The 26,381-nt window shown below is 72.1% G+C and carries 24 protein-coding genes; 14 read left to right on the top strand and 10 right to left on the bottom strand.

Translation table 11 applies throughout. From position 1 onward, the window contains the following. Window positions 1–41 precede the first annotated feature (41 nt). Window positions 42–1,358, bottom strand: a complete 1,317-nt coding sequence (locus K8W59_RS08295; RefSeq protein WP_223399381.1) for an MFS transporter — start codon at window positions 1,356–1,358, stop codon at window positions 42–44. A gap of 384 nt (window positions 1,359–1,742) precedes the next feature. Between K8W59_RS08295 and K8W59_RS08290 the strand changes: the two genes are divergently transcribed. The 5 genes from K8W59_RS08290 to K8W59_RS08270 all read left to right on the top strand — a co-directional run bounded on the left by K8W59_RS08290 (window position 1,743) and on the right by K8W59_RS08270 (window position 5,937). Further along, window positions 1,743–2,972 carry an MFS transporter gene (locus K8W59_RS08290; RefSeq protein WP_223399380.1) on the top strand — a complete coding sequence of 410 codons (1,230 nt, stop codon included), beginning with the start codon at window positions 1,743–1,745 and terminating at the stop codon, window positions 2,970–2,972. Continuing rightward, complete coding sequence (locus K8W59_RS08285) at window positions 2,956–3,846, top strand: PHP domain-containing protein (RefSeq protein WP_223399379.1); 891 nt, start codon at window positions 2,956–2,958, stop codon at window positions 3,844–3,846. The genes K8W59_RS08290 and K8W59_RS08285 overlap by 17 nt, the downstream gene beginning before the upstream one ends. A gap of 10 nt (window positions 3,847–3,856) precedes the next feature. Then, window positions 3,857–4,348 (top strand): SRPBCC family protein, encoded by a 492-nt coding sequence (locus K8W59_RS08280; protein WP_223399378.1) that lies wholly within the window; start codon window positions 3,857–3,859, stop codon window positions 4,346–4,348. 212 nt (window positions 4,349–4,560) lie between these two features. Then, window positions 4,561–5,124: a hypothetical protein gene (locus K8W59_RS08275; protein WP_223399377.1), complete on the top strand. Its 564-nt coding sequence runs from the start codon at window positions 4,561–4,563 to the stop codon at window positions 5,122–5,124. Window positions 5,125–5,241: 117 nt separating this feature from the next. Continuing rightward, window positions 5,242–5,937, top strand: a complete 696-nt coding sequence (locus tag K8W59_RS08270; RefSeq protein WP_223399376.1) for an alpha/beta hydrolase — start codon at window positions 5,242–5,244, stop codon at window positions 5,935–5,937. Between the two features lie 4 nt (window positions 5,938–5,941). Here the strand turns inward: K8W59_RS08270 and K8W59_RS08265 are convergent, their stop codons facing one another. Beyond that, window positions 5,942–6,910: a phosphotransferase gene (locus tag K8W59_RS08265; protein ID WP_223399375.1), complete on the bottom strand. Its 969-nt coding sequence runs from the start codon at window positions 6,908–6,910 to the stop codon at window positions 5,942–5,944. Between the two features lie 433 nt (window positions 6,911–7,343). On the opposite strand from K8W59_RS08265, the gene K8W59_RS08260 reads away from it, so the two are divergent. Next, a complete protein-coding gene (locus tag K8W59_RS08260; protein ID WP_223399374.1) occupies window positions 7,344–8,576 on the top strand; it encodes an HNH endonuclease signature motif containing protein in 1,233 nt (410 codons plus the stop codon). A gap of 48 nt (window positions 8,577–8,624) precedes the next feature. Next, entirely contained in the window at window positions 8,625–8,921 is a 297-nt protein-coding gene (locus K8W59_RS08255) for a hypothetical protein (RefSeq protein ID WP_223399373.1), read from the top strand. On the opposite strand, the gene K8W59_RS08250 is transcribed toward K8W59_RS08255, so the two are convergent. Continuing rightward, on the bottom strand, window positions 8,922–9,374 hold the full coding sequence (locus K8W59_RS08250) for an SRPBCC family protein (protein ID WP_223399372.1): 453 nt from the start codon (window positions 9,372–9,374) through the stop codon (window positions 8,922–8,924). It abuts the gene before it with no gap. Window positions 9,375–9,447: 73 nt separating this feature from the next. Between K8W59_RS08250 and K8W59_RS08245 the strand changes: the two genes are divergently transcribed. Next, window positions 9,448–10,491, top strand: a complete 1,044-nt coding sequence (locus tag K8W59_RS08245) for a S66 family peptidase (protein WP_223399371.1) — start codon at window positions 9,448–9,450, stop codon at window positions 10,489–10,491. 1 nt (window position 10,492) lies between these two features. Here K8W59_RS08245 and K8W59_RS08240 read toward each other — a convergent pair whose 3' ends face one another. Further along, complete coding sequence (locus K8W59_RS08240) at window positions 10,493–10,870, bottom strand: VOC family protein (RefSeq protein ID WP_223399370.1); 378 nt, start codon at window positions 10,868–10,870, stop codon at window positions 10,493–10,495. An 80-nt stretch (window positions 10,871–10,950) separates the two neighbouring features. Beyond that, on the bottom strand, window positions 10,951–12,696 hold the full coding sequence (locus K8W59_RS08235; RefSeq protein ID WP_223399369.1) for a SpoIVB peptidase S55 domain-containing protein: 1,746 nt from the start codon (window positions 12,694–12,696) through the stop codon (window positions 10,951–10,953). Between the two features lie 137 nt (window positions 12,697–12,833). On the opposite strand from K8W59_RS08235, the gene K8W59_RS08230 reads away from it, so the two are divergent. Beyond that, entirely contained in the window at window positions 12,834–13,535 is a 702-nt protein-coding gene (locus K8W59_RS08230) for a YwaF family protein (RefSeq protein ID WP_223399368.1), read from the top strand. Next, on the top strand, window positions 13,525–14,154 hold the full coding sequence (locus tag K8W59_RS08225) for a cation transporter (protein ID WP_223399367.1): 630 nt from the start codon (window positions 13,525–13,527) through the stop codon (window positions 14,152–14,154). Before K8W59_RS08230 ends, K8W59_RS08225 begins: the two co-directional genes overlap by 11 nt. Window positions 14,155–14,217: 63 nt before the next feature. Here the strand turns inward: K8W59_RS08225 and K8W59_RS08220 are convergent, their stop codons facing one another. Next, window positions 14,218–15,972 (bottom strand): bifunctional metallophosphatase/5'-nucleotidase, encoded by a 1,755-nt coding sequence (locus K8W59_RS08220; RefSeq protein ID WP_223399366.1) that lies wholly within the window; start codon window positions 15,970–15,972, stop codon window positions 14,218–14,220. Between the two features lie 78 nt (window positions 15,973–16,050). Here K8W59_RS08220 and K8W59_RS08215 point away from each other — a divergent pair, with 78 nt between their 5' ends. Beyond that, window positions 16,051–17,160 carry an alanine racemase gene (locus K8W59_RS08215; RefSeq protein ID WP_223399365.1) on the top strand — a complete coding sequence of 370 codons (1,110 nt, stop codon included), beginning with the start codon at window positions 16,051–16,053 and terminating at the stop codon, window positions 17,158–17,160. A gap of 13 nt (window positions 17,161–17,173) precedes the next feature. Then, window positions 17,174–17,887 carry a peptidylprolyl isomerase gene (locus K8W59_RS20290; RefSeq protein WP_317846319.1) on the top strand — a complete coding sequence of 238 codons (714 nt, stop codon included), beginning with the start codon at window positions 17,174–17,176 and terminating at the stop codon, window positions 17,885–17,887. On the opposite strand, the gene K8W59_RS08205 is transcribed toward K8W59_RS20290, so the two are convergent. The 3 genes from K8W59_RS08205 to K8W59_RS08195 form a co-directional block, all read right to left on the bottom strand. Continuing rightward, the gene (locus K8W59_RS08205; RefSeq protein WP_223399364.1) at window positions 17,874–18,335 is read right to left on the bottom strand and encodes an OsmC family protein; all 462 of its coding nucleotides are present in this window, start codon (window positions 18,333–18,335) and stop codon (window positions 17,874–17,876) included. The genes K8W59_RS20290 and K8W59_RS08205 overlap by 14 nt on opposite strands. Window positions 18,336–18,418: 83 nt before the next feature. Beyond that, complete coding sequence (locus tag K8W59_RS08200; RefSeq protein ID WP_223399363.1) at window positions 18,419–18,562, bottom strand: hypothetical protein; 144 nt, start codon at window positions 18,560–18,562, stop codon at window positions 18,419–18,421. 151 nt (window positions 18,563–18,713) lie between these two features. Continuing rightward, on the bottom strand, window positions 18,714–19,067 hold the full coding sequence (locus K8W59_RS08195; RefSeq protein WP_223399362.1) for a TraR/DksA family transcriptional regulator: 354 nt from the start codon (window positions 19,065–19,067) through the stop codon (window positions 18,714–18,716). Between the two features lie 75 nt (window positions 19,068–19,142). Here K8W59_RS08195 and K8W59_RS08190 point away from each other — a divergent pair, with 75 nt between their 5' ends. Both K8W59_RS08190 and K8W59_RS20160 read left to right on the top strand, forming a co-directional pair. Further along, window positions 19,143–20,318, top strand: coding sequence for an exonuclease SbcCD subunit D (locus K8W59_RS08190; RefSeq protein ID WP_223399361.1), 1,176 nt, complete (start codon window positions 19,143–19,145; stop codon window positions 20,316–20,318). Next, on the top strand, window positions 20,315–23,386 hold the full coding sequence (locus tag K8W59_RS20160; protein ID WP_263283298.1) for an AAA family ATPase: 3,072 nt from the start codon (window positions 20,315–20,317) through the stop codon (window positions 23,384–23,386). Before K8W59_RS08190 ends, K8W59_RS20160 begins: the two co-directional genes overlap by 4 nt. A 67-nt stretch (window positions 23,387–23,453) precedes the next feature. Here K8W59_RS20160 and gcvP read toward each other — a convergent pair whose 3' ends face one another. Continuing rightward, window positions 23,454–26,330: an aminomethyl-transferring glycine dehydrogenase gene (gene gcvP, locus K8W59_RS08175; RefSeq protein WP_223399360.1), complete on the bottom strand. Its 2,877-nt coding sequence runs from the start codon at window positions 26,328–26,330 to the stop codon at window positions 23,454–23,456. Window positions 26,331–26,381 lie beyond the last annotated feature (51 nt).

Genomic DNA, 26,381 nt, shown 5'->3' with positions numbered 1-26,381 from the left:
TGGTGCCGCGGGCACGTTGGCTGGACCGGGTGGCAGATAGCTCAGGTGGTCTGGGGGTGGTGGTCCTTGACCGGCAGCGGGGTGGCGTCACCGATCATGAAGATGGCCGCCAGGATCGCCACGACCATCAAGATGCTGCCAGCGAGCAGCGGCGCGACGAACCCAGCGTCGGTGGCGGCCAGGAGGACTCCGGTCACGGTCGGGGCGAGGAAGCCAGCGGCGGCACCCGAGCTGGCCAGCAGTCCACCCATCGAGGCGACGGTTCCCGGTGTCGGGGAGATGTCTGCGGCCAGCGACCACACCGGGGCCGAGGCGATGGAGACTCCCGCCGAGGCGATGCTCAGATAGACCAGCGCGGCCGTCTGGCTGGCACTGAACGCGGACAGGAGCATCGTGGTGCCCATGGCGAGCCCGACCAGCATGGGCGCTTTGCGAGCCACGCCGGGGTTCACCCCGCGGGCCATCAGGTAGCTCGACGCGGCTCCCCCGATCGGGTTGCCCAAGATCGCGGCGATTCCGGGGATCATGCCGAGCGTCCCGAGCTGGAGCAGGGTGAAGCCCTTCTCCTCGACCAGGTAGGTGGGATACCAGGTGACGAAGAAGAAGATGATGAAGCTGCGGCAGAACATCACCACCAGCACGCCCCACACGGACCGGTAGCCGAACAGGTCGCGCCAGCGAACGGTCGGCTCTCCGGAGGCTGCCTCGATCTCCTCGGCGGTCTGCGCTGCCCGCGCCTCGTCGCGGTCCTGGCCGATGTAGGCCAACTCCTCGGGGGTCACCCACGGGTGCCGGTCAGGCAACCGATAAAACGCGAACCAGGCGATCGCCCACACCAGGCCCAGCGCGCCGGCGGCGACGAAGGACCAGCGCCACCCGATCGCGGCGATCACGGCGGTGATCATGGGCAGGGCAAGGACGGGTCCGAACTCCGAGCCGACCTGATAGAACCCGATCGCCATCGCCCGTTCGCGTTTGGGGAACCATTCGCTGGCCGCTTTCAGGGCGGAGGGTGACTGCGGTCCTTCGCCGATGCCCAGCAGAAGCCGGACGACGATGAGCGAGTACGCGCCGCGTACCAGCGCGGTTGCGGCGGTGAAGACGAACCAGGACAGGCCGGCGGCAGCGAACACGACCCGGGTGCCCCAGCGGTCCGCGGCCCACCCGCCGAGCGGCTGGGAGAAGACCTGGACGAGGGAGAAGGTGCCGAACGCGACCCCTAGCAGGGTCGGGGTCAGGTGCAGCTCGTCGGTCATCGCCGGCGCGGCCACCGATAGGTTCGCGCGGTCCACCCAGGCGATCGTCACCCCGAGGAACAGCATCACTGCGACCAGCCACCGGACGTTGACACGGGGCATGCGCACCAGCCTCCCCATGTGCGCTCGCAAACCCGAATGCCCCGCCGTCGCCATATGTCCTCCTGACAGACAGCAAACAGAAACGTTGTATCATTGTACCCAAACGCGCGAGCACCTTCGCCGCCTTGCGTACGCGTTGCGTCGCCCGCTCGGTCACGACGCTGTCGCGAGTCTCACCACAGTTCGTTCGTCATCAGCCGCAGAACCCTGCGCTCACCACGCGCGTCCACCAGGGCCACATCGTCGACGCCAACCCGCCCCTCAGCTCTGAGTTCCGGGTGACCGGGCGGCCGAGGATCGACTCCGCCCACCGGATGGCTTGACAACATATGCGGCCCCAGGCGCACTACCCGACGCTCGACGGTCGTCAGAGAATCAGACTCAATGTCCACCTACCGGGATCTGCTCCGCCAACCGCGCGTTGGACGACTGCTGTCTGCCTACACCGTCAGCTCGGTGGGGACCGCGATGGACGAGATCGCGATCGTGTGGGCGGCCCGTGGCCTCACCGACCGCCCCGCCCTGGCCATCGCCTTCGCCACCGCCAGCTTCCTGGCCCCGGGCGTGCTCGTGAGCCTCGTACTCGGCTCACGCCTGTCGCGGGTCCGGCCGACGCTGATGGTCGCTCTGCACGGGACCCTCATGTTCGTCGCGCTGACCGCAGCGGCATTCATGCTCGCCGCCGGCTACGACGACCTGGCGACGTTCTGCGCGCTGCTGGCCATCGCCGGGATTCTCGCCCCCTCCGGCCGTTCAGCGTTCCGGATCATCCTGCGCGACGTCACACCTGCTGAGGACTACTACCGCGCGAACTCGATGGTCTCCGCCGTCGCCCAGGCCACGTTCCTCGGCGGACCTGCCCTGGCCGGTCTCCTCATCGCTGCCCAAGGCCCCGAGCTCGTTCTCCTGCTCGACGCCGTCTCGTGCCTGGTGCTGGCCCTCGCCGTCATCGGCATCCCGAACGTCCATCGCTCCCCCGGCGGGACGGACGCCGCACCGTCCGACCTCGAGACCACCAACACGCGCGACCTGCGCATCGCCTGGCTGGTGGTGATCGGGACGACTGGCTTCTACCTCCTCTACGCACCGATGGTGGTGTCCCTGCCGCTGCTCCTCTCGTCGAGATTCGACTTCTCCGAGGCCCAGGCGGCGAGTGCACTGGGGTTCGCCTGGTCGGCGCTCGGCGTCGGCGCCATCATCGTGACGCTGCTGGCCGGAAGCCGGCACGCCTTGGTCCGTGCGGACGTCGCCATCGCGATCATCGGGCTGTGGGGTGTCGCGACCCTGGTGGTCGCCGCCAGCCCGACCTTCGCCGTACTGCTCCTCGGCATGTTCATCGGCGGGGTGGCGTTCGCCCCCTACGCGTCCATCAGCTACACCCTGCTGCAGGAGCAGCTGCCGGACGGTGCCTACCGGGTCTTCAACCTCCGCCTGACGACCGCGATGACCGGGTCGCAACCCGTGGGCCTGCTCCTCGCCGGTGTCGTCGCCGCGTCTCTGGGCGCGTCCACCGCGCTCTACGGCGCTGCGCTGGGGCTGATCGTGCTCAGTGGTGTTCTATGGGTGGCCCTCACGACGATGGGAGCGAGTGGACGCGATGCCAGTCCGGCCTGACGGTGCCCTTCCCGCCGACAGTCATGTGCACTCGGAGTGGTCCTGGGACGCGCCCTACGGCTCCATGGTCCGCTCCTGCGAACGCGCCCAGGCGCTGGGGATCCCGGCGATCGCGTTCACCGAGCACGTGGACCACGATGCGTGGCGCATCGCGATGGACGAGCTCGAGCCGGACGACCATCTGGCCCGGCTCAGCCGCGACGGGCTGCTGCATCCGCCGCCGTTGGACGCAGAGGGCTACCTCGCGGCCGTCGCGGAGTGCCGCAGCCGCTTCCCGGGGCTCACGATCCTCACCGGCGTCGAGCTCGGCGAGCCTCACCGTCATCCGCAGCAGGTCGCCGCCGTGCTGGCGACCGGCGACTTCGACCGGCGCCTCGGCTCGCTCCATGCGCTCCTGGACGGGGATGAGTACGCCGAGCCGCCCGGGCTCTTCCCACACCGGGACGCCCACGACGTCATGGTCGACTACCTCCGGGAGACCACCGCACTGGCCGGCTCGGACGCCCCCTTCGACATCCTCGCCCACATCGACTACCCCGTCCGCAACTGGCCCGTCGCCGCCGGCCACTTCGATCCGGCCGACTTCGAGGAGCACTTCCGCGAGGCTCTGCGCGCGCTCGCAGGCTCCGGCCGCGCGCTCGAGCTCAACACCAGGGTCCCCTTGCACCACGCGATCCTCCGGTGGTGGCGCGACGTCGGCGGCGATGCGATCAGCTTCGGCAGCGACGCCCACACGCCCGAGGCCGTCGCCAACGGCTTCGCCGACGCGGTCGAGCTCGCGCAGGCGCACGGCTTCCGCGCCGGCCGGACGGCGTACGACGTCTGGACGCTGGCCCCCGGCCAGGCGGTCGGGTCGACGCCGGACTCCCTCTAGGCTCGGGCGCATGGACATCCAGGACGAGCGCATCGAGGTCGAGCGCTTCATCGCCGCCGAGCCCGAGCGCATCTTCGCCGTACTCACCGACCCTCGGGGCCACGTCGCCATCGACTCCTCGGGCATGCTCATGTCCGCCACCGGGGACGTCGTGCGCGGCGTCGGCGATCGGTTCGAGGTGCACATGGACCGCGAGGCGCTCGGCGACGTCGACCTCGGTGAGTACGACGTCACCGTCGTCATCGAGACCCTCGAACCCGACCGCGAGATCTCCTGGAGCATCGAGGGCGTGATCAAGCCGCCGATCGGACACGTCTACGGCTACCGGCTCGTCCCGCATGAAGGAGGGACGTTGGTGACGTCCTTCTACGACTGGTCGCGGATCAGCGACGAGTGGCGCGACGCCGGGACCTTCCCCGTCGTCCGCCCCGAGTCGCTGAAGGCGACACTCGGCATCCTCGCGCGCACCGTCACGCACCCGAGGCCCGCCACGTCCTCCTGAGTGAGCAATCAGGACCCGTTCGCGTCGGGAGGAGTACGTCGACCCGCAGCCGGCCGCCGCCGGCGACGCCCACTCCCCTGCTCTCGCCTCTTGCGACGCTCCGCGTCGCGCGCGGCCTGCATCATGGCCCGCCCGATCCCCCGGCCCACCCGTCGTGATCCGAACATGCTCCCACCCTAGGCATGCCGGGTGTGCTCGCGAGAGCATGGGACATGGTCCGCGCCCTCATCACCCTCTGCGTGCTCCTCCTCGCCATGACCGCGTGCAGCACCCAGGACAGCGGCGGCGCCCGAGCGGATCGGCCGAACCGTCAGGCCGAGCCGGAGACTCCCCGCCCGACGCCGATGCCCGAACGGATCCGGATCGTGCCGGACGACTACCACGTGCCGTACGCCGGCACGGCCGAGGACGGCCGCCGGTTCTTCCTCAGCGACGAGCTCTTCGAGCCCGGCGGTGCGGCGTACGTCGGCTTGTTCCTCTGGGAGGCGGACGGCAGCTTCTCCGAGATCCGCGTCGACGAGGTCACGCGCGCCGAGGACGTTCCGCCCGGCATGGCAGCGAGCGCCGGCAGGAAGGATCTGGTCAAGAAGCGGCTCGCGGAGCTCGGGGACTTCACTCTCGAGCCGATCACCGTGGAGCCGTTCACCCGCACGCTGAACGGCGTCACCTTTGGGTGGAAGGCGACCCGCTTCCAGGGCAGCCTGTCGATCCACATCGAGCCCGGCAACTTCATCGCCTACTACGCTCCCTGGGACGGGGAGGAGTACGACACGTGAGCCTCGCGGAGGCTGTCACTCACCGGGAGCCTGCCTCGTCCTCCTGACTAAGGTGGCCGTGCCGACATCCGCCCGCGACCGCGTGCGGCCCCTTCCACGAGCAAGGAGCACCCCCTGATGTCCACGCCCACCGTCGTCCTCGTCCACGGTTTCTGGGGCGGCGCCGCCCACTGGCGCAACGTCATCCTCGAGCTCGCCCGCCGCGGGCACACCGACCTCCGCGCGGTCGAGCTCCCCCTCACCTCGCTGGCCGACGACGCCACCCGCACGCGCGAGATGGTCCAGCAGGTCGACGGCCCCGTCGTGCTCGTCGGCCATTCCTACGGCGGAGCCGTCATCACCGAGGCGGGGAACCTGCCCAACGTCACGGGGCTCGTCTACGTCGCCGCCTTCGCGCCCGACGCGGGCGAGAGCCCCGGCCAGATCTCCGAGGAGCAGCCCCCGGCCGCGTTCGAGAACATCGAGCCCGACTCCGACGGGCGGCTGTGGGTCGCGCAGGACAAGTTCAAGGAGAGCTTCGCCCAGGACCTCCCCGACGACGACACGCTGGTGATGGCCGTGACCCAGAAGGCGCCCCTGGGCTCCACCTTCGGCGACCCGGTGACCGATCCGGCGTGGAAGCAGAAGCCGACGTGGTACCAGATCTCCACCGAGGACCGGATGATCCACCCGGACAACCAGCGCCGGATGGCCGCCCGGATGTCCCCGCGCCGGACGATCGAGCTGGACGCGAGCCACGCCTCGCTGGCGTCGCGGCCCGCCGACGTGGTGGACCTGATCGAGGAGGCCATCGAGGAGGCCGGTCGGCAGTGAGCTGTCAGCGGCGCTCGGTCGCGAGGCCGAGCGCCGCGGTCCGCCAGCCGGTGGGGTCCTCCCCCGCGGGGATCATGGCGAGGGAGTACCACAGCACCAGGATGCGCCACCACGCCTGCTCGGGGTCACTGAGGCGCCGTACGGACTGATAGCCGGCGAGAAAGCCGGCGCGCACGTCCGCCGACACCGGGCCCCAGTCGTGGAAGCGGGTGCCGAGCAGGACCGCGGACCGGGCCAGCTCGTCGACCCGGTGGTCCAGCCGCGCCTCCTCGAAGTCCAGCACCGCGACCACGCTCGAGCCGGAGCAGAGCACGTTCGCCGCCCGGTAGTCGCCGTGCACGACCTGGGTCGGAAGGTCGTCGGGTGGCGCGTCGGCGAGCAGCTCGCCGAGGAGGGAGTACGGCGCCTCCGGCGCGTGAGCGCTCCTCTCCAGCCAGCCGCCGACCCGCTCCACCAGCGACCGCGGCTCTCCCAGCCCGGGCAGGCTCGCGGCCTCCCCATCGGCGGCGAGCGCGTCGTGCAGCCTGGCCAGGGTGACGCCCGCGGACCTCACCTGCTCCTCGTCGGCGACGTCCAGGAGCGCCCCGTCGACCACGCGCTGCACCCCGAGCGAGACGCCGGCGACCTGCAACTGATCGTGACCGTCGATCGTGGTCAATGGCACCGAGACCGGCACGCCCCGCTCCCCCATCCGCGACGTCAGCCGCGCCAGCGCGGCGAGCCTGGCGAACCGGTCCGGCGCGACCGACCACTTCGCGAGCAGCCGTCCAGCGTCGGTGTGCAGCCAGGCCAGCGCGTTGTGGTCGCTCATCACGATGCGCTCGACCGCGTCGACCCGGATGCCCCGATGCCGATCGAGCGTCTCGATCACCCACGCGGCTGCCTCTCCCCCACCGCCGAAGCCGAAGCGCTCACTCAGGACCCGCTGCGGGTCCGTCGCCTCCCACAGCATCTCCACGGTCACCGATCGCACGCGGTCACTCCACCATGCCTTCGCTGCCGGACGGCGCCGCCCCTCCGATGCTCGCCTGGGCGTCGACACCGCGGGACACCGCGCTCAGCCGTCACTCCCGTCACAGTGGTAGTCACACACGTCACTTCGTCCTCAGTGATGAGCAACCGACACCGTCCGGGGAGATTCTGAGGAGCTTTGCGATTTCTGCGCCTTTGGCATGGTTCGGCCCGCTTTCGCATAGACCGAGGAAGCAGTGACTCGGACCACACTCGCGAATATGATCGATTCTACTGAACAACCCGCCCGACGGGAGTGCTTCCTCTTCCTTGGCTACCTCTGAGCGCCGACACCTCTCGGCGCGGAAAGCCCGCTGGTTCTGCTGCTGGTCTCTTTGGTTCCCGACCCACCGTCTGGGGAGTGGCATGCCCCCGGGACGGGGGCGTCGGCCAGGTTGGAGGCCCTCTCGACCGGGCTGGAGGCGGTGCTCGACGGGCTAGCCGACCTGCCGCTCAACGCCCTGTCCGATGACCAGGTCGCCGGGCTGGTCCACCAGCTCACCGCCGCCACCGGGAGGCTGACCCACGCCCTGGCCCGCACCGTCGCCGACGCGGACCGCCGCGCCCTGCACCACCAGACCGGGCACCGGTCCGCCGCGGCGTGGTACGCCGATGGCACCCGGGTCACCCTCCGCGAGGCCCGCCGCCTGGTCCGCTTCGGGCGGGAGCTGGGCTACGACACCAACACCCCGGTCGCCGATGCCCTGGCTGACGGCCGGATCCGCGCCGACCAGGCCGACGTGATCCTTCGCTCCGTCAATGCGCTGCCCGACCACATAGAGGACCAGGTTGCCGAGCAGGCGCGGGACCGGCTCCTCACCGACGCCGCGCACTTCGACGCCGGCGGCCTGCGTCGCCTCGGGAAAGGGATCCTCGACATCGTCGCCCCCGAGGTCGGGGAATCCCACGAACAACGCGTGCTGGAACTCGAAGCAGCGGCCGCCGCCCAGGGCGCGTCGTTGACGATGTACGACGACGGCCACGGCCGCACCCACGGCACCTTCACCATCCCCGCCCACCAGGGCGCGATGCTCCGCCAAGCCATCCACGCCATCGCTAACCCGCAACGTCACGACCACGATGACCTGAAAGACCCCATCACCGGGGACTGGCGCAGCGTGCCCGAACGCCACGGACAAGCATTCGGCGAGCTCATCGAGCGCTACCCGACCGACCAGCTCCCCGCCACCGGCGGCGTGAACGCCCAGATCGTCATCACCATGAACCTCGACACCCTGCTCTCCGGCATCGGAACAGCCACCCTGGACAACGGCGACCACATCGACGCCGGCACCGCCCGCCGCCTGGCCTGCGAAGCCGGCATCATCCCCGCCGTCCTCGGCGGCCCCTCCGAGGTCCTCGACCTCGGCCGGACCCGCCGCTTCCACTCCAAAGCCCAGAGGATCGCGCTCGGCCTCCGCGACCGCGGCTGCACCGCCCGCGGCTGCACCATCCCACCCTCAGGCTGTCACGCCCACCACGACCGACAATGGGCCCGCGACCGAGGCCACACCAACATCCACGACTGCCGCCTCTACTGCCCCCACCACCACCGACGAGCACACGACCCGACCTACCGCACCGTGATCCATGCCGACAACACCGTCACCTTCCACCGACGCAGATAGGCCGAGGCGATGGATGATGCGGATACCGGCGACTGCCAGCATGAGGTCATGGACAACTCCACCGACCCCGTCGAGATCAGCGCGCTCGCGCTCAACGTCGCGGTGCCGGAGGACCTGCAATGGACCGACGTACGCCGCGGCGAGGAGTTCCGGCTCATGTCGGTCACGGTGCGGCTGCTCGCCGACGGGTCGCTGGCAGCGAAGGCCTACGGTCGGCCGACCGCGGGCGGCCGTGGCAGCTACACCTCGTTCCCTGTGCCCGACGATCCGGGGATCGGTGCCCTGATCGACGCTGCTGCGAGCCAGGCGGCGCAACTGTGGGCGAGCAATCGGGGACTCAGATGATCAGCTCTCCGCCAGGGCGGCCAACCGATCGACGGACGCCTGCAGCCGGTCAGACGTGGTCGCCCTGGCCCGTGGGATGCGGCTCTCGTCGGTCAATCGCGTCCAGTCGTAGGTGTGTGTGACGAGCACGCCCTCCGCGGACGGCTCGATCTGCCACCGCCACAGGTGCCCGGCGGGATCCTCGCCGCGCGATGCCGGCATCCAGGCGATGAGGCGACCCTCCTCGAACTCCACCACGTGGTTCTCCCGCACCTTTCCCCTGGTGGTCGTCATGGCGAAGACGTCGCCGACCGACCGAACCCGCTGTCCCTCTGGCGCCTCGGCCAGATTGTCGTTGCCGTCCCAACGGGGTTGAAGGGACGGGTCGGCGATGAGCTCGAAGATCCGCTCCGCCGGGGCGGCGACCACTCGGCGAGCAGTGACGACCCGAGAGTCCGCTGAGGGGGATGTCATGCACGCAGCCTCCCACGGATCGCGCTGGTGAAACCGGTTCGCACGCACGAACCGGCCGCCGTACGCTCCGGCCATGCTGTTCGCCGACCTCCCCACGGCGCGCCCGGGTGACCGGGTCGCGGTCCTCTCCCCCTCCTTCGCCGCCCCGGCCGTGGCACCGGCGATCCACGAGCAGGCCCTGCGGCGGCTGACCGAGGTCACCGGCCTCATCCCCGTCGAGTACCCCACCACCCGTCAACTGAACGCCCCGGCCGAGGCCCGCGCGGCCGACCTCAACGCCGCCTTCGCCGACCCGGATATCCGCGCCGTTCTGGCCACCATCGGCGGCGAGGACCAGATCACCGTCATCCCGCACCTCGACCCCGCCCTGGTCCGGCGCGACCCGAAGCCGTTCCTCGGCTACAGCGACAACACGAACCTGCTCAACTGGCTGTGGACCCACGGCGTGCCCGGCTTCTACGGCGGGTCCACGCAGGTCCACCTCGGTCCCGGCCCCGCCGTCGACGCCGTACACCAGCAGTCCCTGCGCGCCGCGCTCCTCACCGGCGAGCGCCTCGAGCTGACAGAGCGGGGCGAGTCCGAGGACATCGGCCACCCGTGGACCGACCCGCGCGCCCTGACCGAGTACGGCGACCGCGAGCCCACCGAGCCCTGGACCTGGGCCGGCCCGGCACGATCTGTGACCGGCCGCACCTGGGGCGGCTGCATCGAGGTCGTCCAGTGGATCCTCACCGCCGGCCGGTTCCCCGCCGACCCGTCGGTCCTCGACGGCGGCGTACTCCTCCTGGAGACCTCCGAGGAGCTGATCCCGGCGGGGGAGTTCGCCTGGATCCTCCGCTCGCTCGGCGAGCGCGGCCTCCTGGCGGCGGTGGACGCCGTCGTGGTCGCCCGACCCCCGACGTCGGACTTCACCGTCCAGCCCTCGGCGGCGGATCGCCGCGCCAAGCGGGAGGAGCAGCGAGACGCCGCGATCGCCGTGACGGCGCGCTACAACCCCGACGCCGTGGTCGTGGTCGGTCCACCGTTCGGGCACACCCGGCCGCAGTGGATCGTGCCGTACGGCGGCACCATGACCGTCGACGGCACCGAGCAGCGGATCTTCGCCGACTACCGCTGACTCAGAGCTCGGGCAGCCTGCGCGCCAGCAGGCAGAACTCGTTGCCCTCCGGGTCGGCCAGGACGTGCCAGGACTCCTCGCCGGACTGGCCGACGTCGGCCGGCCGGGCCCCGAGGGCGAGCAGCCGCTCGAGCTCGGCGTCCTGGTCCCGGTCGACTGGGTTCACGTCCAGGTGAAGTCGCAGCGGCTCGGTCTTCTCACCCGCCACCGGCGTGAGGATCATCGTGGGCGCTGCGCCTCCGAAACCCGCGGCGGGGCCGATCTCGATGTCGTCGCCGTCGCGGTCCAGCTCGACGTACCCCAGAACCTCGCACCAGAAGCGCGCGATGGTCTCGGGGTCGCGACAGTTCAGCACCAGCTCGGAGAGTCGACAGCTCATCGGTCGAGCCAACCACGGCAGCGTGCCGGGTGGAAGGCCGTGGGCCGGAGGGTGTCCGGCCCACGGCCATCACCGACGGGTCAGCGAACCATCACGTCGACGTACCGCTGCCCCTGGATCGGCAGCTTGCGCGGCGCGCTGAGCTGGTTGGTGCTCACCCGACCTCCGGCACCCCGGCCGGCGAAGGACCACCGCAGCTCGTCGTTGCGCTGACCGTTCCGGGCGTCCGCCAGCACCTCGCCGAGCGTGGGCTGGTCGACCGGGCCCTCCTCGAACTCGTCCTCGTAGCCCCAGTCGCTGTAGCCGCCCACGACCTCCAGGGACGCCCAGCCGTCACGCAGCCGCCGGGGCACCGTGTAGGTCCAGTTCTGCGTCGAGGTCCGGGTGCCGTCGGACAGCACCGCACGCAGGCGCAGCTTCTGACCGGCTGTGACCGTCATCTCGCTGCGCACCCGGGTCCACCGCCCCGCCTGGTAGCGCTCCACCCGGCGCAGCGACCAGACCGCCTCGTTCTCCGTCAGGGTGCCGTCGACCGCGATCGAGTCCAGGGTCACCCCGTCGATCGACGAGAGCGCCCACACCGTGTCCGCGACGTCCAACGGGGTCTCGGAGCTGATGTCGAACGGCGAGGCGTAGCGGTCACCGTCGTTGAGGGTGAACGCGGCACCGTCCGGCCCGGTGCCCTTGATCGTCCAGGTCTGCTCGGCTCCGCCACCGGTGATGGCGTCGAAGACCCGGTCCTGGTTCGCCAGGATCTGCACCAGCGTCGCCTGCGGACCGAAGTCCGGCAGGTAGACGTCGGTCGTGCCGGTGCGCGACCGCTCACCGAACCGGACCGTCGAGCTCAGCTCGGTCGCAGCGGGCACGGGGCCCAGCGCCCCGGCGACGCCGGCCCCCCGGTCCTCGTCGATGGTCCCCACCGGAGGCGCGAAGTTGGCGACCTTGAAGGGGGCGCCCAGCGAGTCCTCCTGAATGTAGATCGCCGAGGCCGGGTTCATCCCCAAAGTGGTAGCCCCGGTGAACGTGAACGGGTGGCCGAAGCCGACGACCTGGTCGTTGCAGACGCTCGTCACGGTCCCGACCGCGCCGGCGGTGATGTCGCCGTAGGACAGGCTCGCGGCCAGGTTGCCCCCGGCGACGATGTCGGCGGCCGTGGCATCGGAGGTTCCGCCCGCCTGGCCGGACTGCAGGCGGTAGGTGCGGTAGAACCGCTCGTCCACCGCTTTGAGCCGTGCCGGGTTCACACCCTTCACGGTGAGGGGCATCCGCAGCCGCGAGAAGCCCTGCTCCGCCTGGTCCTGGGTCACCTCGGTGGCCGCCGCGATCCGGCGCGCCTGGGTGGCGGTGACGTCGACCCGCCGCGCCGTGGCCGGCGCCATGTAGTCGTCCATGTCCTCGAACGGGGTCACGCCCGCCACCGGGCTCGGTCCCCAGGCCAGCCCATAGGCGACCGCGCCGATCAGCCGGCCGTCCTCGGCATAGACCGGCGACCCGGACATGCCCGACCAGATGCCGCCGACCCGGTCGATCTCCGCCGAGGTCAGCCGGACGACGATCATGTCCTGATCGAGCGCGATCCCGTCGTCGATCACCCCCAGCACTTCGCCGGAGAAACCCTCCGGCGTCGTGCCCTTGCTGACGGTGAGCCCGGAGACGGGCTGACCCGAGGTCAGCGCGTCGGCCGGGTAAGGCGTCGCGCAGTCCCCGGCGACCGCCGCGGAGCTGGCGCCGGGCGCCAGAAGCGCCGTACCGGCGAATGCGACTCCCCCGACGGCAGCGACCGCGATCGCCGACCGCGCCCTTCTGCGCACACTGAAGTCCAACATGTGTCTTTCCTCCCTCGTTATCGCGAAGGCGAATCCCCCGTGACACTTCGCAAACGTAGGGCCAAACCCCCCTCCCCGTCACCGATTGGGACAGGTCGGCCGACTTTGGTCGCGTCGCCGGGCGGCATGATGGGGACGTGACCGTGCTGGCGACCCGCTTCGAGCCGATGGGTACGTCGCACCTGGTGATGCTCGCCGTCGTCGTCCTCGGGCTGGTGCCTGCCGCGATGCTGGGGCGCCGCGTGCTGCGCGCCGGCCGCGAGGAGTGGGCCGGCCGCACCGGGGCGGTGCTCGTGCTGGCGGCCACCGTGCCCCTGCAGGTGGTCGACTTCCTGCCCGGCAACTTCGACCTGCACACGACGCTGCCCCTCCAGCTGTGCGACCTCGCGCTGGTCGCCGCCGTGATCGCGCTGTGGACGCGGGCGCCGGGCGCGGTGGCGTGCACCTACTACTGGGGGCTGACCCTGGCCCCGCAGGCGATCCTCACCCCGGCGCTGGCCCGCGACTTCCCCGACCCGAAGTTCCTCGGCTTCTGGGCGATGCACGTGCTCATCGTCTGGACGGCGGTCTACCTCACCTGGGGGCTGGGCATCCGGCCGGCCTGGCGCACCTACTCCACGACCGTGGGTCTCACCCTGGTCTGGATGGTGACGGTCTACGCCTTCAACCTCGTCGTCGGAACGAACTACGGCTTCCTCAACCGCAAGCCGGGCACCGGGTCGGCGCTGGACCTGCTCGGCCCCTGGCCGTGGTACGTCCTCGCCGAGGTGGTCGTCGTGGGGACCGTATGGGCCCTGATGACCTGGCCCTGGACGAGAAGGAGCCCCCATGACCGATGAGGCGCAGAGCCGGCAGGGCGCGCAGACGCTGCGCCGGGTCGTCCTTGTCGTCGCCGGACTGAACCTGTCCTACTTCTTCGTGGAGATGTCCGTCGCCCTGGCGATCGGCTCGGTCGCCTTGTTCGCCGACAGCGTGGACTTCCTCGAGGACACCGCGATCAACCTGCTGATCTTCGTCGCGCTGGGGTGGCCGTTGGCCCGGCGCTCGCTGATGGGCAAGCTGATGGCGCTGGTGATCCTGGTGCCCGCGTGCGCCGCGGCCTGGCAGGCGGTCCAACGCTTCTCCGACCCGGTCGCGCCGGCCGTCCTACCCCTGGTGCTGGCCAGCCTGGGCGCGATCGTCGTCAACGGGGCGAGCGCCTGGCTCCTGGCCCGCCTGCGGCATGCGGGCGGGTCCCTCAGTCGAGCGGCGTTCCTGTCCGCGCGCAACGACGTGCTCGTCAACGTCGCGATCATCGCGATGGGCCTGGTCACCGCCGCGACGGGCTCCGGGTGGCCGGACCTGGTGCTGGGCGTGGTGATCATCGCGATCGCGTTCCACGCCGCGTGGGAGGTCTGGGAGGTCAGCGAGGAGGAGCGGCTGGCCGCGAAGGCCCTCGCCGGGGAGCGGATCGACTGAGGGGGACGCGAACGCCGGCCGCACCCGGTGCGGGTGCGGCCGGCGCTCGCTCGTCTCAGACGGTCACAGACCGCCCACCCGGCTCTCCGGCGCGGTGAGGCCCGGGTTGGCACCCAGGTAGGCCTCGAGCGCGGCCAGGTCCTCCGGGCCACCGGTGAGGTCGGTGCCCTCGGTGAAGGCGCTGAACAGGTCGCCGCCCTCGGCGAGGAAGTTGTACATGCTCACCCGGTAGGTGGCGTTCGGGTCGATCGGCGTCCCGTTGAGCGCCATCGAGCCCGCCACGACCCGCGAGCCCTGCGGCTGGGAGGCGTCCCAGTCGTAGGTGAAGCCCTCGGAGACGCCCAGGGCCAGCATCGGCCGCGAGCCCCGGGCCTCCACCGGCTGGTACTGCTGCTCCAGCGCCTCCTCGATCTGCGCCCCGGTCATGGAGACGGTGACGATCCGGTTGCCGAACGGCAGGACGTCGTACGCCTCCTTGTAGGTCACCTCGCCGGGGCCCTCGGTGTACTTCGGCGCGTAGCGCAGGCTGGCGCGCACACCGCCGACGTTCATGAACGAGATCTGCGCCCCGCCCTCGTCGGCGCCGTCGGTGGCCGCCAGGATCGAGTCGGCGATCATGTCGGCCATCGGCGTCTCGATGCCGCGGTCACCGCTGGAGTCGCCCAGGATGTCCTCGGCGACGGTCCCGATCACCCGGGCGCCCACGACCTCGCTCAGCGACTTCCACTTGTTGATGATCGCGGTCTGCTTCGGGTCGGCGGTGGTCCGCTCCACCAGGTGGTTGGTCGCGGTGCTGCGGTCGCGCATCACCTCGCCGCTGCGCTTGTTGATGACCAGGGTGGACTCGGTCACGACGCGGCCGTAGTCGGCGGCGCTCGTGACCAGCCGGGGGTTGCCCTCGGGGTCGGGCAGCGAGCAGACGTAGGGCTGGTGGGTGTGGCCACTGACGATCTGGTCGACCTCGGGGGTCATCTGGGCCGCGATCTGGGTGATCGGCTCCGAGATGCCCTCGCATCCCTGGTAGGTGCCTGTCTGGTAGCCGCCCTCATGCAGCAGCACGACGATGGCCTTGACGCCCTGCTTCTTCAGCACCTGGGCCTGCTGGTTGGCCGTCTGCACCTCGTCGCGGAACTCCACCGAGGAGACGCCCGCGGGGCTGACCAGAGTGGGCGTGGCCTCCAGGGTCATGCCGATGAAGCCGACCTTGGTGCCGGCGATGTTCTTGATGCTGGTCCCGGGCAGCAGCGTGCCGGAGCCGTCCTTCTTCACCACGTTGGCGGCCAGCCACTGGAAGTCCGCGCCCTGGTAGGGCTGGTCGGGGAAGTAGCAGCCGTCAGTCGGGTGGCAGCCGTCGTTCTGCATGCGCAGCAGCTCGTCGGTGCCCTCGTCGAACTCGTGGTTGCCCACCGAGCTGACGTCGAGGCCCATCGCGTTGAGCGACTCGACCGAGGGCTCGTCGTGGAAGAGCCCGGACAGGAACGGCGAGCCGCCGATCAGGTCGCCCGCGGCCACGGTGAGGCTGTTCCCGCCGGGGGCCTCGCCACGCAGCTCGGTGAGCTTGCTGGAGAGGTACTCCGCGCCGCCGACCGGCGTCTGCGAGGGGTCCAGCGTCGCGTTCAGCGGGGGATCGGTCGCCTCGAGGTGGCCGTGGTAGTCGTTGAACGAGAGCAGCTGGACCGAGGTGAGGTTGGGGTTGCCGCCCTTGCCCCCGGGGCGCTTGTCCTTGGCCGCCTGGGCGGGGACGCCGCCCAGGGCGGTGAACACAGCCAGGGAGCCCGCGAGGCCCAGACTCGCCAGACGCGTGGTGGTCGACTTCATCGGATGCCGTTTCCGTGAGATGTGAGCATGACCGGCTCACTGTACGTAGCCCGACGCGTCCGCGGTAGCACCGAATTGGTGAACTCCCCGCGACTGCCGATGGTCGAGTCGGCGCACTACCCTGCCGGTGTGCCCGCGACCACGCCGTACCTCGCTGTCGATGTGGCCCGCGTACGTCGCAACCTGGGCCGCGCCGCGGAGCGTGCGGCGGCCTCGGGGGTGTCGCTCCGGCCGCACGCGAAGACCCACAAGAGTCCCGAGCTGGCCTGGCTGCAGCTTCAGGCCGGTGCCGTCGGGGTCACGGTGGCCACCATCGGCGAGGCCGAGGTCTTCGCCCGGCACCGGGTCGACGACATCCTCATCGCCTACCCGCTCTGGGTGGACCGGCGCGCCGCGGACCGGCTGCGCGACCTGATGACCCGGGCCCGGGTGATCGTCGGAACCGACTCGGTCCCCGGGGCCGCCGCGCTCGGCAGGTTCCTCGGGCACACCCCGCTCGAGGTGCTGGTGGAGGTCGACAGCGGCCACCATCGCACCGGGTGCCCGCCCGAGGATGCCGGCGAGATCGCCGCCGCCGCCCACCGCGCAGGGGTGGACGTGCGCGGCGCCTTCACCTTCCCCGGCCACTCCTACTCCCCCGACGCCCTGCGCACGGCCGCCGAGGACGAGCGCCGGGCGCTGGCCGTCGCCGCGGACTCGCTGCGCGCCGCGGGCATCGAGCCGCGGGTGGTCAGCGGCGGCTCCACCCCGAGTCTGGAGGCCAGCCTGGACGATCCCGGCCCGCTGACCGAGCTGCGTCCGGGCGTCTACGCCGTGGGCGACGCCCAGCAGTGGGAGCTCGGCACGATGGGGCCCGAGGAGCTGGCTCTCACCTGCCGCACCACGGTGGTGAGCAACGCGGGCGGCCGGGCGGTGGTCGACGCCGGCAGCAAGATCCTCGGCGCCGACCGGGCGCCGTACTCCTCCGGCTTCGGCCGGGTCCCCGAGCGGGAGGAGGCGCGCATCGTGATGCTGTCCGAGCACCACGCGGTGATCGACTGGGCCGGCACTCCCCCACCGCCGGGCACGGTCATCGACATCGTCCCCAACCACGCGTGCAATGCGGTGAACCTGGTGGACACGTTGTACGTCGACCACGCCGGCGACGTGCGCGAGTGGCCCGTTGCCGCTCGCGGGCACAACTCCTGACTACGCTCGACCCATGTCTCGACGACTCCTCGCCGTCCTGTCCGCCAGCGCCCTGCTGCTCACCGCCTGTGGCAGTGAGAGCCCCGATGCGGCGGAGGACCCCGGCTCGGGTGGGTCGTCGAGCGAGAGCTCGGCCGCCTCGGAGTCAGCGTCGTCGTCGACGTCGGGGGGCGCCTGCCAGTACGCCTCCGACGGCCAGTCGCCGGCCAAGGAGGTCTCGCCCCCTCCCGCCGACCCGACCGTGAACGGCACCGTCCCCGTGTCCATCGAGACCAGCGCGGGAACGCTGAAGGCCACCCTGGACGCCGGCGGGACTCCGTGCACGGTGAACTCCTTCGTCTCGCTCGCCGAGCAGGGCTACTTCGACGGCACCTCCTGCCACCGGCTCACCACCAGCGGGATCTTCGTGCTCCAGTGCGGCGATCCCACCGGCAGCGGGATGGGCGGCCCCGGCTACAGCTTCGAGGACGAGCTGTCGGGCTCGGAGAAGTACGGCGCCGGCACCCTCGCGATGGCCAACGCCGGCCCGAACACCAACGGCTCGCAGTTCTTCATCGTCTACCAGGACTCCAGTGCCGGGCTGCAGCCGCTCTACAACGTCTTCGGACAGCTGGACAAGAAGTCGCTGACGACCGTGCAGAAGCTCGCGAAGAAGGGCACCGAGACCGGTCAGCCCGACGGCGCCCCCAAGACGCCGGTGGAGATCTCCGGGGTCACGGTCGGCTGAGGTCGCCCTGGTCGTAGTCCACCGGGGAGGGCAGCGCGACCGTCCGGCCGACGCTGCAGAGCCGGTCGCGGGTCTGCTCCAACGAGCGCGGCACGACGGCGCGAGCCGCGTCCCCCTCCTCCCCCTCGGGGAAGCGGATGTCGAAGGTGACCTTGAGGTCGGTCAGGTGGTTGCCCTGCTCGTCGCGGACCTTCACCCCCTCGGCACGGACGTCGAAGGTGACCGCCTCGGCACGCTTGCCGGTGATCAGGTCGACGTCGATGGCGCTGCAGCCGGCCAGGCCGGCGAGCAGCAGCTCGACCGGGCTGAAGTCGGGGTCGCCCCCGGACCCGATCGGGAGGACTCCGCCGCGGGCGTTCGTCGCCTTGTAGCGCCCCTCCCCGATGCGGGTCAGGTCCACCTGCCGGTGGCCCAGGGCGGGATTGGTCTCAGCTGCCTGCTCAGTCATGACGCCAGCCTGCCACGCGGGTCGTCGCGGGCAGGCGCGGTCTCGCGAGGCAGGCTCGACCGGGCAGGCTCGACCGGGCGGGGTCAGCGCCGGTGGGCGGCGAGGGCACGCAGGGACAGCCGACGGCCGCGTCGGGCCTCCACCTCGGTCTGCCGGATCGTCAGGTCATGCTCCGACAGGGCGCGGTGCCCCATGAAGTCGATGGCCTGGTGAAGCTGCGTGTCCATGATCTACCAACCCTCTCGACCGGCCTCGTCGCCGATCGTGACGTAATGAATGCTCGTCGTTATTGACTCTTACATTCTAGGGTCGTGATCAAGGGTCTCCGGCATCGTGGCGGACGTGATGTCCGACACCGGAGAGCCGGCCGGCGAGGGGTCAGCGCGGGCCGGCCGAGGCGGCGCAGCCAACGCATCGGGTGGCCCAGGGTCGGGCCTCGAGCCGGGCCTCGGCGATTGGATTGCCGCACACGACGCAGGTGCCCCAGGTGCCGTCGTCCAGCGCCGCCCGGGCGCGCCGTACCTCCTCCAGCATCGCGGTCAGCCGGTCGTGCGCGTGCACGGCGCTGAGCCGCTCGACGGCCATCGAGGTGCCGTCGCCGACCCGCTTGCCGAAGGAGATGTTGCCCATGTTCTGGTGGGGCGCGGTGAGCTCGGCGATCTCCTGCTCGAGCTGCTCCTCCTTGGCGTCCAGTGCCGCCCGCACCTGTTCGCGATCCTGGGTCTCCGACATCCCTCCAGCCTGCCACGGGGGCGTGTACGGCGTGGGCTGCGCGGGAGTGTCGGTGGCGGCTCCTAGGTTCTAGGTGTGCGCATCCTCCACACCTCCGACTGGCACCTGGGGCGGTCCTTCCACCGCGTCGGGATGCTCGACCACCAGGCGGCGTACGTCGACCACCTGCTGGCCGTGGTCGAGGCCGAGGACGTCGACGTGGTGCTGCTCTCCGGCGACGTCTACGACCGCGCCCTGCCCCCGGTCGACGCGGTGCGGCTCTTCGACGAGGCGCTGGCGCGGCTGTGCGCCTCGCGGGCCTCGGTGGTGGTCAGCAGCGGCAACCACGACTCGGCCCAACGGCTCGGCTTCGGCTCGCGGGTGATGGACGCCGCGGGCGTCTTCGTCCGCACCGGGCTGGAGCGGGTCGGCGAGCCGGTGCTCCTGGAGGACCGGTACGGCCCGGTCGCGGTGCACCCGCTGCCCTACCTCGACCCCGAGAGCGTGCGCGAGCCGTGGGGGCTGCTGCACCGCTCCCACGAGATGGCGCTGGGCGAGGCGATGGGCCGGGTGCGCAAGGACCTGGCGGGGCGGCGCCGGACCCGGTCGGTGGTGATGGCGCACGCCTTCGTGGCCGACGTCGAGGCGCGCGTGCAGGTGTCGGACTCCGAGCGGGACATCAGCGTCGGCGGAGTCAGCCTGGTGCCCACCTCGGTCTTCGACGGCGCCGACTACGTCGCTCTCGGGCATCTGCACGGGCGGCACACGCTGACCGACCGGGTGCGCTACAGCGGCTCCCCGCTGGCCTACTCCTTCTCCGAGCGGGACCAGACCAAGGGCTCCTGGCTGGTGGACCTGGCCGCCGACGGCTCGGTGGACGCCGAGTTCGTCCCGGCGCCGGTGCCGCGGCGGCTGGCCCGGTTGGAGGGCGAGCTGGAGGACCTGCTCGCCGACCCGGCGCTCGCCGCCGACGAGGACGCCTTCGTCCAGGCGGTGCTGACCGACCCGGTCCGGCCGGTCCAGGCGATGGAGCGGCTGCGCCGGCGCTTCCCGCACGCGCTCTCGCTGGTCTTCGCACCCGTCGGGGAGCCGATGGCCGAGGTCCCCCGGGCCCGCACCGAGGGCCGGAGCGACCACCAGGTGACCCTCGACTTCGTGCGCGAGCTGCGCGGCGCCGAGGCCGGCGAGGCCGAGGCCGCTCTCCTGCAGCAGGCCGTCGACGCGTGCTGCCACGACCGGGAGCTCGACCATGCGGGCGGTGGCGGCGGATGAGGCTGCATCTGCTCGAGGCCACCGCGTTCGGGCCGTTCGCCGGCACCGTGCGGGTGGACTTCGACGAGCTGTCCGAGGCCGGGCTGTTCCTGCTCACCGGCCCCACAGGGTCCGGCAAGACCAGTGTCCTGGACGCCGTCTGCTTCGCGCTGTACGGCGACGTCCCCGGCGACCGTTCCGGCGCGCGCCAGCTCCGCAGCGACCACGCCGAGGCCACCACGGCACCGAGCGTGCGACTGGACTGCACCCTGGCCGGGCGGCGCTTCCGGATCGTCCGCTCCCCCGCCTGGCAGCGCCCGAAGAAGCGCGGCGAGGGCACCACGCCCGAGCAGACCCGGGTGACGCTGACCGAGCGCAAGGGTCGCTCCTGGGAGCCGGTCTCCACCCGGATCGACGAGGTGGGCCACCTGGTCACCGAGCTGCTCGGGATGACGCTGACCCAGTTCACCCAGGTGGCGCTGCTGCCCCAGGGCGACTTCCAGGCCTTCTTGCGGGCCGGCGCCGACTCCCGACAGAAGCTGCTCGAGCGGCTCTTCCGCACCGCCCGGTTCCGCGACGTGGAGCTCTGGCTGGCCGACCGGCGCCGCGAGCTCGGGCGCAGCTCCCAACAGCATGCCCAGCAGGTCGCCGGGCTGCTGGCCCGCTCCGCGGAGGTGCTCGACGTCGCGCTGCCCGCGACGTGGGCGGAGTCCGGGCCCGACGACGGCGCCGAGCCCACCCTGCCCGCCTGGCTGGAGGAGCAGCGGATCGCCTGTCAGGAGGCGACGGCCGTGGCCGGGGCCGCCCGTGAGGAGGCCGCCGCGGCGGCCACCGCGGCGGCCGGTCGGCTGCGCGCCGGCCAGGAGCTCGCCGAGCGTCGCCGGCGCCGCGCCGGGGCGCAGGAGGAGGCCGCCCGTCTCGACGCCCTCGAGCCGGACCAGCACGCACGTCGCGACCGGCTCGACGCGGGTCGGCGTGCCGCGCCGGTGGCAGCCCTCATCACCGCGGAGGAGGCCGCCCGGTCCCGGGCCGAGCGGGCCTCCGCGCGGGCGCGGACGCAGCGACGGCAGGCACTGGAGTCCGCCGCCGGCGTGCCCGCGCTGGGTGCCTCCCTCGACGATGCCCGCGCCCGGTGCTGGGGCGACGCGGCGCCGGAGGAGTCCGCTGCCGAGCTCGTGGCCCACGGCCGGCGGGAGGCGGGCCGACTCGCCGCCCGGATCCGCACCGCTCTGCCCCAGGAGGAGCGCCGCGCCCGGCTGGTCCGGGAGCAGGAGCGGGACCGGGACGAGCGCGCGGGGTTGGAGGAGTCGGTCGCCCGGCTCCGGGATCGCCGTACCTCCCTGCCGGAGCGGATCTCGCAGGCCCGCACCCGCGTCGAGGCCGCCGCGGCCGCCGACGCCCGTCTTCCGGCGCTGTCCGAGGCGACCTCCACCGCGACGACCCGGCTGAAGGCTGCCCGACGGGTCGTCTCCCTGCTCCCCGACCTGGAGGACGCGACCGCCGAGCGGGTCGCCGCGGTCCAGACGCTCCACGACCGCACCCAGCGCTGGCTGGACCTGCGCGAGGAACGGCTCGCCGGGATGGCCGCGGAGATCGCGGGACGGCTCGCCGCGGGCGCGGAGTGCCCGGTCTGCGGCTCCTCCCACCATCCCGCCCCCGCTGTGCCGGGCCCCGACGCTCCCGACGTGGCGGCCGAGCGGGAGGCTCGCCGCCTGGTCGACGACGCCGAGGTCGCCCGGGAGTCGGCGGCGGACCGGGAGCGCGGGCTCGCTCAGGCGCTGGCGGTCGCTCGCGAGCAGGCAGGGACGAACGACGCAGTCTCCCCGGATCTGGACTCGCTCACCTCTGCGCTCGAGGCGGCCACCGTCGAGGAGCGCCAGACGCGGGCGCTGGCCGACGGCCTCGACCCGGCCCGTCAGCGGCTCGCGGGGCTCGAGGAGGAGCTGCGCGCCGACCAGGAGCGGCTCGAGCAGGCGGCCCGCCGGGTCGAGGCACTGGAGGCCACCCTCGCCGGCCGCGAGCAACGGCTGGCGGAGATCGACGCCGAGCTGGCCGGGCTGCGCGGCGACTCCGACCTCGGCCTCCCGGCGCTCCTCGAGCAGGTCGAGGGGGTCGCTGCCGCGGCCGAACGGGCCGCGGAGGCGCACGCCGAGGCTCAGCACGCGGCGCAGAGCCTGCTCGATGCCAGCGAGCGCACCGAGGCGGCCGCCCGGGCCGCCGGCTTCCCCGACGTGGACATCGCGCGCTCGGCCGTGCTCGGCCCCGACGAGGGTGAGCGCCTGGAGGCCGCCCTCCGGGAGTACGACGACCGGCGGGCCGCCACGGCGGCCGTGCTCGCCGACGAGGAGCTGCTGGCGGCCAGCCGTGCCGCCGAGCCCGACCTGGACGCCCTCGCGGCCGACGACCAGCAGGCCGAGGCCCGGCTCGCCGCCGCGGTGCACGCCGACGAGACCGCCCGGCGCCGCAGGGACCGGATGACAGAGCTCGCCACCCGCCTGGAGCAGGAGCTCGACCGGTGGGCGCCGGTGCGGGAGCAGTACGCACTCACCGCCCACCTGGCGGCCTTCGCCGAGGGCAAGTCCGTGGACAACCGGCTGCAGATGCGCCTCTCGGCGTACGTCCTGGCGTTCCGGCTGGCGCAGGTGGTGGCGGCGGCCAACGAGCGGCTCTCCCGGATGAGCGACGAGCGCTACCTGTTGGAGCACACCAGCGCCCGCGGCGCCGGCGACCGCCGTGGCGGCCTGGGGCTGCGGGTGCGCGACGCCTGGTCCGGCACGACCCGCGACCCCGCGACGCTCTCCGGCGGCGAGACCTTCATCGTCTCCCTGGCCCTGGCGCTGGGGCTGGCCGACGTGGTCACCCACGAGGCGGGCGGGGCCCAGCTGGACACGCTGTTCGTCGACGAGGGCTTCGGGTCACTCGACCCCGAGACCCTGGAGGACGTGATGGAGACCCTCGACGGGCTGCGCTCGGGCGGCCGGGTCGTCGGGCTGGTCAGCCACGTCTCGGAGATGCGCGACCGGATCCCCGCGAAGGTGCTGGTGCGCAAGTCCCCCTCCGGCTCGACGCTGACCCAGGTCAACGCCTGACCCAGCGCCCACCCGCACCCTGGGCAACGCCCGCGCCCACGCCCCGCGAGGCCGGGGAGTGGGCGGGTCACTCCGAGAAGGCCTCCGGGGGCGGGCAGGCGCAGACCAGGTTGCGGTCGCCGTACGCCTGGTCGACGCGGGCGACGGGCGGCCAGTACTTGTCCGGGTCGATCCCGGCCGGGAAGACGCCGAGCTCGCGGTCGTATCCGCGCTCCCACTCCCCGACCAGCGCGCGGCTGGTGTGCGGGGCGTGGCGCAGCGGGGACTCCTCGGGGCTCCACTCCCCCGCACCGACCCGGTCGATCTCCGCGCGGATCGCGATCATCGCGTCGCAGAAGCGGTCCAGCTCGGCCAGGTCCTCGGACTCGGTCGGCTCGACCATCAGGGTCCCGGCCACCGGGAAGGACATCGTCGGGGCGTGGAAGCCGTAGTCGATCAGCCGCTTGGCGACGTCGTCCACGGTCACGCCGGTCTGCTTGGTGAGCCCGCGCAGGTCCAGGATGCACTCGTGCGCGACGAGCCCGTTCTCCCCGCGGTAGAGCACCGGGAAGGCGTCCTCGAGCCGGTGCGCGACGTAGTTCGCCGCCAGCACCGCCGCGGACGTGGCGTCGGTGAGACCGCGCGCCCCCATCAGCCGGATGTAGGCCCAGGAGATCGGCAGGATGCCGGCGGAGCCGTACGGCGCCGCGCTGATCGGCCCGATCCCCTCGCGCCGGTCCGCCTCGGGGTGCATCGGGTGGCTGGGCAGGTACGGCGCCAGGTGGGCGCGCACCGCCACCGGGCCGACGCCGGGGCCGCCCCCGCCGTGCGGGATGCAGAAGGTCTTGTGCAGGTTGAGGTGCGACACGTCGCCGCCGAACTCGCCGGGCCGCGCGTGGCCGAGCAGGGCGTTGAGGTTGGCGCCGTCGACGTACACCTGGCCGCCCGCCTCGTGCACGATCCGGGACAGCTCGGAGATGGTCTCCTCATAGTCCCCGTGCGTGGAGGGGTAGGTGACCATGATCGCGGCCAGGGTGTCGGCGTGCTTCTCGCACTGGGCCCGCAGGTCGTCGAGGTCGACCGAGCCGTCCTCGGTCGCCTTGACCACGACCACTCGCATGCCCGCCATGACCGCGGAGGCGGCGTTGGTGCCGTGCGCGGAGGACGGGATGAGGCAGACGTCGCGGCTCTCCTCGCCGCGGGCCTGGTGGTAGGCCCGGATCGCGAGCAGTCCGGCCAGCTCGCCCTGGCTGCCCGCGTTCGGCTGGATGGACACCGAGTCATAGCCGGTGACCTCGGCCAGCCAGCTCTCCAGCTCGGTGATCAGCCGGCGATAGCCCGCGGCGTCGTCGGCCGGGGCGAAGGGGTGCAGGTCGGCGAAGCCGGGCATGCTGACCGGCTCCATCTCGGTGGTGGCGTTGAGCTTCATCGTGCACGAGCCGAGCGGGATCATGCCGCGGTCCAGCGCGTAGTCGCGCGCGGAGAGCCGGCGCAGGTAGCGCAGCATCTGCGTCTCGCTGCGGTGCTCGTGGAAGACCGGGTGGGTCAGGAAGGGGGTCACCCGGCGCAGGTCGGCAGGCAGCGCGTCCTGCGCGTCGGGTACGTCGACCTCGGCGGGGTCGATGCCGAAGGCGCGCAGCACCGAGAGCAGCGTGGAGCGGGTGGAGGTCTCGGAGAACGACACCCCCACGTGGTCGGGGTCGACCAGGCGCAGGTGCAGCCCGCGGTCGCGGGCGGCGGCGACGACGGTCGCGGCCGATCCGGGGACCCGGACGGTGACGGTGTCGAAGAACCGGTCGGCGACCGGCTCCAGGCCGGCCTGCCGCAGCGCCGCCGCGAAGGTGGTGGCGTAGCGGTGGGCTCGGGTGGCGATCGTCCGCAGGCCCTCGGGGCCGTGGTAGACGGCGTACATCGACGCCACGACGGCCAGCAGCACCTGCGCGGTGCAGATGTTGGAGGTCGCCTTGTCCCGGCGGATGTGCTGTTCCCGGGTCTGCAGCGCCAGTCGGTACGCCGGCCGGCCCTCCGCGTCGACGGAGACTCCGACCAGCCGGCCGGGCAGGTGGCGCTCGAGGCCCTGGCGCACCGACATGAAGCCGGCGTGCGGGCCGCCGTAGAAGAGGGGAACGCCGAACCGCTGGGAGGAGCCGACGACGACGTCGGCGCCCAGCTCGCCGGGCGACTCCAGCACGGTCAGCGCCAGCAGGTCGGCGGCCACGACCGCCAGGCCGCCGCGCTCGTGCACGGCCTCGATCACCGGCCGCGGGTCGCGCACGGCACCGGAGGCGCCGGGGTACTGGATCAGCACGCCGCTCGGGTCGGCGGACAGGTCCTCGGGCAGGCCCTGGGAGAGGTCGGCGACGACCACCTCGATGCCCATACCGCGCGCCCGGGTGCGCACGACCTCGATGGTCTGGGGCAGCGCGTCGGCGTCGACCACGAACGGGCCGGCGGCCTTCCGGTTGGCGCGGCGCACCAGCGTCATCGCCTCCGCCGCGGCCGTCCCCTCATCCAGGAGTGAGGAGTTCGACGTGTCCAGCCCGGTGAGGTCGCCGACCATGGTCTGGAAGTTGATCAACGCCTCGAGCCGGCCCTGGGAGATCTCCGGCTGGTAGGGCGTGTAGGCGGTGTACCAGCTGGGGTCCTCCAGCACGTTGCGTCGGACCACCGGCGGCGTGACGGTGCCGTGGTAGCCCAGGCCGATCATCGCCTCCGCGGGCCGGTTGAGGCCGGCGATCCGGCGCAGCTCGACCGAGGCCGCACGCTCGCTGACCGGCGCGGGGAGCTCCAGCAGCGCGTCGCTGCGGATACCGCCGGGCACCGCCGCCTCCATCAGGGCGTCCAGCGTCGGGTGACCGACGAGCTTGAGCATCACCTCGACGTCGTCGAAGGTCAGCCCGATGTGCCGCTGCTCGAAGGGCATCGCGGCGTCGAGCTCGGTGAGGGTGCGGTCGTCGGCGAACATGGGGCGGGCTCCTTAGTCGTCGTCACTCGACATCGGTCGCCTCCCCCTCTG

Source organism: Nocardioides rotundus (assembly GCF_019931675.1).
GTDB lineage: Bacteria > Actinomycetota > Actinomycetes > Propionibacteriales > Nocardioidaceae > Nocardioides > Nocardioides rotundus.
The sequence above is the reverse complement of the archived record's forward strand: the minus strand, read 5'-3'. Positions and strand labels throughout refer to the sequence as shown.

Coding starts and splice junctions, on each gene's coding strand:
- K8W59_RS08295 (WP_223399381.1), bottom strand. CDS start 1,358: ATGCCCCGTGTCAACGTCCGGTGGCTGGTCGCAGTGATGCTGTTCCTC.
- K8W59_RS08225 (WP_223399367.1), top strand. CDS start 13,525: ATGACCGATGAGGCGCAGAGCCGGCAGGGCGCGCAGACGCTGCGCCGG.
- K8W59_RS08245 (WP_223399371.1), top strand. CDS start 9,448: ATGCTGTTCGCCGACCTCCCCACGGCGCGCCCGGGTGACCGGGTCGCG.
- K8W59_RS08220 (WP_223399366.1), bottom strand. CDS start 15,972: ATGAAGTCGACCACCACGCGTCTGGCGAGTCTGGGCCTCGCGGGCTCC.
- K8W59_RS08240 (WP_223399370.1), bottom strand. CDS start 10,870: ATGAGCTGTCGACTCTCCGAGCTGGTGCTGAACTGTCGCGACCCCGAG.
- K8W59_RS08270 (WP_223399376.1), top strand. CDS start 5,242: ATGTCCACGCCCACCGTCGTCCTCGTCCACGGTTTCTGGGGCGGCGCC.
- K8W59_RS08285 (WP_223399379.1), top strand. CDS start 2,956: ATGCCAGTCCGGCCTGACGGTGCCCTTCCCGCCGACAGTCATGTGCAC.
- K8W59_RS08250 (WP_223399372.1), bottom strand. CDS start 9,374: ATGACATCCCCCTCAGCGGACTCTCGGGTCGTCACTGCTCGCCGAGTG.
- K8W59_RS20290 (WP_317846319.1), top strand. CDS start 17,174: ATGTCTCGACGACTCCTCGCCGTCCTGTCCGCCAGCGCCCTGCTGCTC.
- K8W59_RS08195 (WP_223399362.1), bottom strand. CDS start 19,067: ATGTCGGAGACCCAGGATCGCGAACAGGTGCGGGCGGCACTGGACGCC.
- K8W59_RS08290 (WP_223399380.1), top strand. CDS start 1,743: ATGTCCACCTACCGGGATCTGCTCCGCCAACCGCGCGTTGGACGACTG.
- K8W59_RS08200 (WP_223399363.1), bottom strand. CDS start 18,562: ATGGACACGCAGCTTCACCAGGCCATCGACTTCATGGGGCACCGCGCC.
- gcvP (WP_223399360.1), bottom strand. CDS start 26,330: ATGTTCGCCGACGACCGCACCCTCACCGAGCTCGACGCCGCGATGCCC.
- K8W59_RS08280 (WP_223399378.1), top strand. CDS start 3,857: ATGGACATCCAGGACGAGCGCATCGAGGTCGAGCGCTTCATCGCCGCC.
- K8W59_RS08255 (WP_223399373.1), top strand. CDS start 8,625: ATGGACAACTCCACCGACCCCGTCGAGATCAGCGCGCTCGCGCTCAAC.
- K8W59_RS08205 (WP_223399364.1), bottom strand. CDS start 18,335: ATGACTGAGCAGGCAGCTGAGACCAATCCCGCCCTGGGCCACCGGCAG.
- K8W59_RS08275 (WP_223399377.1), top strand. CDS start 4,561: ATGGTCCGCGCCCTCATCACCCTCTGCGTGCTCCTCCTCGCCATGACC.
- K8W59_RS20160 (WP_263283298.1), top strand. CDS start 20,315: ATGAGGCTGCATCTGCTCGAGGCCACCGCGTTCGGGCCGTTCGCCGGC.
- K8W59_RS08235 (WP_223399369.1), bottom strand. CDS start 12,696: ATGTTGGACTTCAGTGTGCGCAGAAGGGCGCGGTCGGCGATCGCGGTC.